Origin of the sequence: Geomonas sp., from assembly GCF_035254065.1 — a bacterium.
Lineage (GTDB): Bacteria > Desulfobacterota > Desulfuromonadia > Geobacterales > Geobacteraceae > Geomonas.
Genome location: NZ_DATFBA010000265.1, coordinates 1 through 7,699, shown reverse-complemented (window position 1 = coordinate 7,699; position 7,699 = coordinate 1). Strand labels below are relative to the sequence as shown.

Sequence of the window (7,699 nt, the reverse complement as noted above, 5' to 3'; positions counted from 1 at the left end):
GGAGTGCAGCCTGCTGAACGGCTTGAAGAGCTGGTCATCACGCGAACTGTCGAACCCTGCGCCGTTGTCCTTGACGAAGAAGATCGTATCACCCGTGGGAGTGCTGTGAGCGCCGACCTCGATCACCGCCTCCTCGGTCTTCGAGGAGTACTTCCAGGCGTTGCCGATCAGGTTTTGCAAAACCACCTGCAGCAGTTGCCGGTCCCCCACAGCCAGCAGTCCAGGAGTGATGGTGACGGAGCCTTTGCGCTCCGGATCGGCGGCTTGCAGTTCACGGGCGGTCTGACAGGCGAGTTGGCTGAGGTCGACGGTGCTGCTTTCCAACGCCACCTCGGTCACCCGGGAAAGGGAGAGCAGGGAGTTAAGCAGCCCCTCCACCTGCAGGCACCCCTCCTGCACCCCCTTCACGTAGTTGGCTCCGTCGCCGTCCACTTTCTCCGCATCCGCCTGCAGCAATTGGGCGTAGCTGTAGATCCTGGTGAGCGGGGTTCGAAGGTCGTGGGAGATGGCGTGATTGAAAGCCTCCAACTCGCGGTTTACCTGCTGCAGTTCCACCGCCTGCTGGGTGAGCGCAGCGTTGAGGCCGATGATCTCCCGCTCGGCCCGCTTGCGCGCGGTGATGTCGATGATCACCCCGAGCTGGCCGCCGCGCTCCCCTTCCGGCGCGGTGAAGACGGACCGGTAGAGGATGACGTCGCGCTCTTCCCCGTCGGCGCGGGGCAAGGTAGTCTCCTTCACGGTCACCTGAACGGCTGCCGGCTCCCTCTCCTGCAGCACACGGCTCACCTGCTGCGAGGCCACCTCGAAGAGGGTCCGTCCCACCAGCAGCTCGCGCGGCTTGTCCACCCAGCAGGCAAAGGCGGCATTGCACCAGATCAGGCGTCCGCTCGGGTCCTGGTAGTAGACCGGGTTGGGCAGGGTGTCGATCAGATGCTGAAGCAGGGCCGCCTGTTTGCTGATCGCCTGCTCGGTCGCTTTCCGCTCGGTGATGTCCCGCATCACCTCGACCCCTGCAGTCACCACTCCGGCCTCATCCCGGGCAGCGGATCCCATGATCTCGTACCAGCGGGTCCCCTGGTCACCGGGCCTGGAGACCTCGATGCGATGCAGGCCGCCGTCCCTGAAAGCCTCCTGCAGGTGGCACTCCGGGCAGGGATCGCTTTCATCCCGGTAGGCACGGTAGCAGGGCTCGCCGGCATGGGAGCCGACGATCTGCTGGTGCACCCGGTTCTGGTAGACGACGGTAAGGTCGGGGGACTGGATGGAGATGCCGTCACCCATCGCCTCCACCACCGCCACCAACTTCGCCCTCTCCTGCTCCGCGCTCTTCAGGGCCTCCTGAAGGGCCAGTTCCAGCCCCTGCTTCTTTTTAGCCGCCCGCTGGCCTAACATGGAACTGCCGACAAGAAGGGCCACCACCAGGAAACGGTCGACGATCTGGTGAACAGGGGGTGCAACCAGGGAGTAGGCGAACGAGCCCTCGTGGAAAACCGCGGCGTCCAAAGCAGCATCGAGGACCCAGTAGGCGAGCATCAGGCAGATGCCGACCGAGAGGATCCTGCGGTCGATGATGCTGGTTGAGTTTTCGTTTGCCAACCGCATCCCGTTACTCCCAAAGACCATCGACGGCAAAACCGCAGTGGGCGCAGCGTCCGTGGTCCAAAAGGTTCTTTTCGATCAGGTAACCGTTCCTTTTCACCAGGAGTTCCTGGCAGGAAGGGCAGTAGCTGCTCTCTCCCCCCTCCCCCGGGACATTTCCCTCATAGACGTAGCGCAGTCCCGCTTCCAGCCCTATCTGGCGGGCCGCCCGCAAGGTCGCCAGCGGGGTCCTCCCCTCTTCCTGGAGGCGGTAGGTCGGGTAGAACTGGGTGACGTGCCACGGAGTGCCGGGGCCGAGCTCGCCGGCAATGAACTCGGCGATGTTGCGCAGTTCCTCCAGAGAGTCGTTACGATGGGGGATGACCAGGGTGGTAAGCTCCAGCCAGATGCCCAGCCGCTTGTATTCCCTGATGCAGTCGAGGACCTCCGCCAGCGAGGCACCCACCACCTCACGATAGAAGGACTCGGTGAAGCCCTTGAGATCAATGTTGGCGGCATCAAGGTAAGGAGCGATCACGGCCAGGGCCTCGTTGGTGATGTAGCCGTTGGTGACGAAGACGTTCTTGAGCCCGGCCGCCTTGGCAAGCTTGGCGGTTTCATAGGCGTACTCGAAGAAGATGGTGGGCTCGGTGTAGGTGTAGGAGATGGAGCGGCATCCTTGCGCGAGCGCCCGCTGGATCACGGTTTCGGGCTGCACCAGGTTCCCTGAAAATTCTACGCTCCCCTCCTCCGGCTGCGAGATTGTGTAGTTTTGACAGTGCAGACACCGGAAGTTGCAACCGACGGTGGCGATCGAATAGGAACGGCTGCCGGGAAGCACATGGAAGAGCGGCTTCTTCTCAATGGGGTCGACGTGCTCGGCAATCGCCCGGCCGTACACCAGGGAAAGCAGGACGCCGCCGCGATTCTCCCGGACCCTGCAGTGCCCCCTCTGGCCGGGCCCGATCAGGCAGTGAAAGCGACAGAGCCGACAACGGACCCGGTTGCCTTCCAGCTTGTCGTAGAACATGGCTTCTCTCATAACGGCTCCTTTCGCCCCGTTCACTAGCGGACGCATATTAATCCGCACCAACATATCACTTAGCGATGGCATTTGCCAGAGCTAAATTGAGGGTGAACGGTAAGAAAATCGACCGGCAGCGGCGACTGCCAAAACAAAACAAGTTTTCGCCAATCGAGGGATAAAAAAAGTTTCGACACTGCTGTCACGTTTACGTAAGGACCAATTGCTGGGCAGATTTTTGACATACCCTTGTTTTATTTGTGGCATTTCATCGTGAATTCGGGGGGTTGGAGCAGAAAGAAGAGCTCTTAAGAGGGGAGCAACGACGGTTGTTTTAAAAAATGAGGTTAGCTCTTAAAATGAAACACCCAGGTAAACTATTGTTTTAGGTGGTTTTTTGCGAAAAAATAGTCTTGCACCGTCCTGGCCGCTTCTATATATTAATATAACAACAACGCCAATACAGCGCGAAAACAGGAGAACATGTCATGATTTGCCCGCATTGCAACAACAAGAAACACATCGAGATCGACATCCACGCGGATGGCTACGCCAAGGGGCTCTTCGAATGCTCCTCCTGCGGCACCGTCTGGCTGGTAAAAAGCGAAGAGATCGTCACCGTCAACAAGGCTGCCTAGTCGGGAAGCGGGGCGCCTTCGGGCGCCCCTCCCCTCCTACTCCTAACTCCGCAGCAATACCCACCTTGTCAGCATCGTAGCCCCCCGAAGCCCCTCTTTCTGCACCCACCGCCCCCAAAACCCAAGACGTAACATCCCTGTCATTACTGTTTGAACGGCGTGTCCACATTTCCCGACTGCTGGTGCCTTTTTCCATGGAGAAAAGGTGGTAACGATCCCCCTCGCCCCTTTAGGGGGGAGGGTGCCCGAAGGGCGGGTGAGGGGTGCAGTTCTGCAGAGGAAGGCAACCTCACCCCCGCCCCTCTCCCCTGAAGGGGCGAGGAGGGAGTTGAAAAAGAGGGGGAGGGAAACAGGGAGGAATGACTAAAGGGTGGGCGCTGGAGGCAGTTCACAACCGACCGCCAGCCGTTCCAGAAAATCGTCGTAGAGCGGAGCCATGTTCTGCCAGTCATAACGAGCGACGTAGTGCTGGAGAGGTGTCTGCTTCCCCTCCCCGCTCAGCAGCCCGCGCAAACGGTCGAGCAGTTCGTCATCGTCGCCGTACAGGACGTCGGTTAACTTGTCGCAGGGAACGTGCTCCGGGTAGGCGAGCCGGTCAGGCAGCAAGGGAAGGCAGCCGCAGTAGAGGGCCTGCACCACGCTGGCCCCGAAGAACTCCTGCCGCGAGGTCACCGGCAGGACGTCCGCCCGCCAGAGCCACTCCGCATACTCGGCGAAACTCTCCAGGTATCCCCACTGCACGATCCGCGAGGACAACCGCTTCCGCGCCTGACCGAAGACGGCAGGAGCCTTCCGGAAGGACTCGCCCAGCACCGCCAGCCTGAAATCCATCCCCTCATCGGCCAATGTGTAGAGCGCCTCGAAGAACGGCTGCGGCGACTTGTCGTACTCCCAGCGGTGGTTCCAAAGGATCAAGGGGGGAGAGCCGGGAGAAGTCTTTTCCTGCCGGTGCCGATCGAGCTTCCTCAAGTCCAGCCCCAGCGGGAGCACCCGGCTCTTCCCGGCGACCAGCAGTGGCGAGTGCGGCTCGTCGAAGTCGGGAAAGGCCTTGAGAAAGGAGGGCAGCGCCTCCAGAAAGGAGCGTTGGTGGTAGGAGGAGTTGAAGAGCACTGCGTCGGCGGCCAAGGCGCTTGCGTAATTGATGAAGGCGTAGTGCAGGTCCCGCTGCTGGCCGGGGTCGGCATCGTCGGGGGACCAGGGGTAGGTGAGCTGGTTTTCGTGGAAATAGATCGCGCAGCGGCAGTTGCCGGTGGCCTTCCTGGTGAGGGCGAGGAAGGTGGTGAGATCGAGCATGTCGGTGGCGAGGATCAGGTCGGTTCGCTTTCCCTCGGCCAGGAAGCGGCCGGCAAGGGTAACGGCCCCGCCGTGCATGCGCCACTTCCAGTTGCGCCCCGGCAGGGTCAGGAGATCGACCTGGTGACGGCTGTGGCGGGCGTACTCGTGGGCCCAGGCGGCATGGGAGCCGGTACAGTAAGGCTCGATCAGGGTGATGCGCATGCGGCCCCCTTAGAACATGAAGCGCCGCATGCTGACGTTCAGCAATATCCCCACACCGATCATGGAGGTGACCATAGAGGTCCCGCCGTAGGAGAAGAAGGGGAGCGGCACCCCCACCACCGGGAAGAGGCCGATCACCATCCCCATGTTGATCACGATGTGCCAGAAGAGCATGGCGCAGACCCCCACCGCCAAAAGAGAACCGAAGCGGTCGTTGCACTTCTTGGCGATACCGAGCCCCCACAGGATCAGGAACAGGTAGAGGACGAGCATCACCAGGCAGCCGACGAAGCCCCATTCCTCGGCGAACACCGAGAAGGCGAAGTCGGTGTGCTGCTCGGGAAGGAAGCGGAGTTGCGACTGGGTGCCGTGCATGAACCCCTTACCGAAGGTGGCCCCGGAACCTACCGCGATCTTACTCTGGATGATGTGGTAGCCGCTCCCCTGCGGGTCGAGGTCGGGGTTGAGGAAGTTGTAGATGCGGTCCTTCTGGTAGTCGTGCAGCACGTAGCGCCAGGCGACGTAGACGGAGGGGATGGCGGCGGCGAACATGGTGGCCAGCGCGGACCAGCGGACCCCGACGAAGAGGATGATGGTCCCGCCGATCAGGGTGACCAGGATGGCGGTCCCCAGGTCCGGCTGCTTCATGATCAGCAGCGCGGGGAGCCCCAAAAGGAGCAGCGGGTAGAGCAGGTCGCGCAGGGTGAGTCCCTTGAAGACCGGATAGCGACTGAAGAACCGGGAGAGGGTGATGATGATGACGATCTTCATCGGCTCGGAGGGCTGGATGGTGAAGAACCCCAGGTAGATCCAGCGTTTGGCGCCCATGGAGACCTTGCCGATCACCAGCACCAGGATCAGCAGGATGAGCACCGCGCCGTACAGCCAGTAGGCGAAGTCCTCCAGCATGTGGTAGTCGAGGCTGCAGACTGTGACGCACAACAGCATGCCGGCTACGATCCAGTAGATCTGCTTGAGGAAGTAGGGGGTGCCGATCTCCCGGTAGGAGGAAGAGGCGCTGTATATGTTGACCACCCCGACGCTGGTGACGAGCAGCACCACCGCAAGCAGGGTCCAGTCAAAGTTGGTGAATAGCCGTCGATCGAACATCCGTACCTCGTGTACCGTTGATTATCTAGTCGCCCACCTTTTCCTGGGCCGGGCGGGAAGCGGCGGCGGGGACTGCCGCCCCGGGAGCGCCGCTGCCGGCTGCGGGCGCGCCGGTTCCCGCCGGCTGCTGAGCGTCCGTCTCCACCGCTTCCTTCGGTTTGGGGACCGGTTTCTTGATCACGCCCTTCCCCTCGAAGTAGGCGCGCAGGACCTTGCCGGCCACGGGGGCGGCGGCGGAGCCTCCATGCTCGCCGTGCTCGACGATGACGGCCACCGCGACCTCCGGTTTCTCGTAGGGGGCGAAGGCCACGAACAGCGCGTGGTCGCGGTACTTGTAGGGGACCTCTCCCTTGCCGGTACGCAGCTTGACCACCTGTGAGGAGCCGGTCTTGCCGGCGACCTTCACCTCGGAGAGCCTGGCCATGCCGCCGGTGCCGTGCGGCTCGTTGACCACCCCGAAGAGCCCCTCCTTCACCAGCCGGTAGGTTTCCGGCTTGATCCCGGCCCTGCTGAGCACCTGGGGCTGGAACTCCTTGAGTACCTTGCCGTCCGAGTCGACCACCCTCTTGACCAGGTGGGGCTGGTAGACGGTCCCCTCGTTGGCGACCGTGGAGATCATGGAGGCGAGCTGGAGGGGGGTGGTCAGCACGTACCCCTGGCCGATGCCGACCGAGAGGGTCTCCCCCGAGTACCACTTCTTGCCGAAGCGCTTGAGCTTCCAGGCCTGGGTCGGGATCACCCCACCCTTCTCGTTGTCGAGGCCGACCCCAAGCGGAGAGCCTAACCCCAGACGCTTGGCGTACTCCGCGATCCGGTCCACCCCCAGGCGCTCGGCGAGCTTGTAGAAGTAGACGTCGCACGACTCCCTAAGCGCCCGATGGAGCTCGACGTGGCCGTGCCCCTTCTTCTCCCAGCACTTGAAGGTGGCGTTGCCGAAGCGGTAGTAGCCGGGGCAATCAACCGCGGTGTGCTCGTTGATCAGCCCGGTCTCCAGCCCCGCGATGGCGGTCACGATCTTGAAGGTGGAGCCGGGAGGGTACATCCCCCTGAGCGCCTTGTTCTCCAGGGGATGCCGCTCGTCTTCGAGGTAGGCCTTCCACTTGTCCTTGGGAATGCGGCCGGTGAAGAGGACCGGGTCGAAGTTGGGGGAGCTCGCGAAGGCCAGCACCTCCCCGGTGTTGACGTCCATGGCCACCGCGGCCCCGGCGCGTCCCGCCAAGGCCTCCTCCACCGCCTTCTGCATCTCCAGGTCGATGGTTAAGACCACGGTGTTGCCGGTTGCCGGGTCGCTTTCCTCCACGGTGCGCAGGAAGCGCCCCCGGGCGTCGACCTCGATCTGGCGTCCGCCGTCGGTGCCGTGCAGGTAGTTCTCCCAGCTCTTCTCGATCCCACCCTTGCCGGTGTAGTCCCCGGCGTTGTAATCCTTGTAGCGGTCGGTGCTGAGCTCCTCCTCGGAGACCTCCCCCAGGTAGCCGAGCAGATGGGCGGCCAGGTCGCCGTAGTTGTAGGCCCGGACCGGCTTCATCTCGATGTTCACCCCGGAGAGCGACAGGCGGTTCTCCTCGAGGAACTCCATCTGGTCGCGGGTGATCCCCGAGGCGACCACCAGGGGGTAGTACTTCGCCCGCCCCTCCCCTTTCTGCCACTTCTCCAGGATCTCGGCCTGGTCAAGGTTCAGGTACTTGCCGAGGTTGGCGACCAGCTGATCCTTGTTCTTCACGTCCTTGGGGATGACCGCCACCGAGAAGGAGGGTGTGTTGGAGACCAGGACCTTGCCGTTTCGGTCCAGGATGGCACCGCGCGGGGCTGCCACCGGCACGAAGCGCAGCCGGTTGTTCTCCGACTGGTCGAG

General features: G+C 62.5%; 6 protein-coding genes. 1 reads left to right on the top strand and 5 read right to left on the bottom strand.

Features of this window, described 5'->3' with window-relative positions:
* Together VJ604_RS12155 and amrS are read right to left on the bottom strand one after the other, a co-directional pair.
* On the bottom strand, positions 1-1,602 hold a 1,602-nt coding region (locus VJ604_RS12155; RefSeq protein WP_324082840.1), incomplete at its 3' end, for a PAS domain-containing sensor histidine kinase.
* Positions 1,603-1,606: 4 nt separating this feature from the next.
* Positions 1,607-2,620, bottom strand: a complete 1,014-nt coding sequence (gene amrS, locus VJ604_RS12150; protein WP_324082838.1) for an AmmeMemoRadiSam system radical SAM enzyme — start codon at positions 2,618-2,620, stop codon at positions 1,607-1,609.
* 470 nt (positions 2,621-3,090) lie between these two features.
* On the opposite strand from amrS, the gene VJ604_RS12145 reads away from it, so the two are divergent.
* Entirely contained in the window at positions 3,091-3,240 is a 150-nt protein-coding gene (locus VJ604_RS12145) for a transposase (protein ID WP_324082836.1), read from the top strand.
* A gap of 363 nt (positions 3,241-3,603) precedes the next feature.
* On the opposite strand, the gene VJ604_RS12140 is transcribed toward VJ604_RS12145, so the two are convergent.
* From VJ604_RS12140 to mrdA, 3 genes are all read right to left on the bottom strand, one after another.
* The gene (locus VJ604_RS12140) at positions 3,604-4,737 is read right to left on the bottom strand and encodes a tRNA-queuosine alpha-mannosyltransferase domain-containing protein (RefSeq protein WP_324082835.1); all 1,134 of its coding nucleotides are present in this window, start codon (positions 4,735-4,737) and stop codon (positions 3,604-3,606) included.
* A gap of 9 nt (positions 4,738-4,746) precedes the next feature.
* Positions 4,747-5,847 carry a rod shape-determining protein RodA gene (gene rodA / locus VJ604_RS12135; RefSeq protein WP_324082833.1) on the bottom strand — a complete coding sequence of 367 codons (1,101 nt, stop codon included), beginning with the start codon at positions 5,845-5,847 and terminating at the stop codon, positions 4,747-4,749.
* Between the two features lie 25 nt (positions 5,848-5,872).
* Positions 5,873-7,699: penicillin-binding protein 2 (mrdA, locus tag VJ604_RS12130; protein ID WP_324082831.1), on the bottom strand; the 1,827-nt coding region annotated here is incomplete at its 5' end.

Coding starts and splice junctions, on each gene's coding strand:
- VJ604_RS12140 (WP_324082835.1), bottom strand. CDS start 4,737: ATGCGCATCACCCTGATCGAGCCTTACTGTACCGGCTCCCATGCCGCC.
- rodA (WP_324082833.1), bottom strand. CDS start 5,847: ATGTTCGATCGACGGCTATTCACCAACTTTGACTGGACCCTGCTTGCG.
- VJ604_RS12145 (WP_324082836.1), top strand. CDS start 3,091: ATGATTTGCCCGCATTGCAACAACAAGAAACACATCGAGATCGACATC.
- amrS (WP_324082838.1), bottom strand. CDS start 2,620: ATGAGAGAAGCCATGTTCTACGACAAGCTGGAAGGCAACCGGGTCCGT.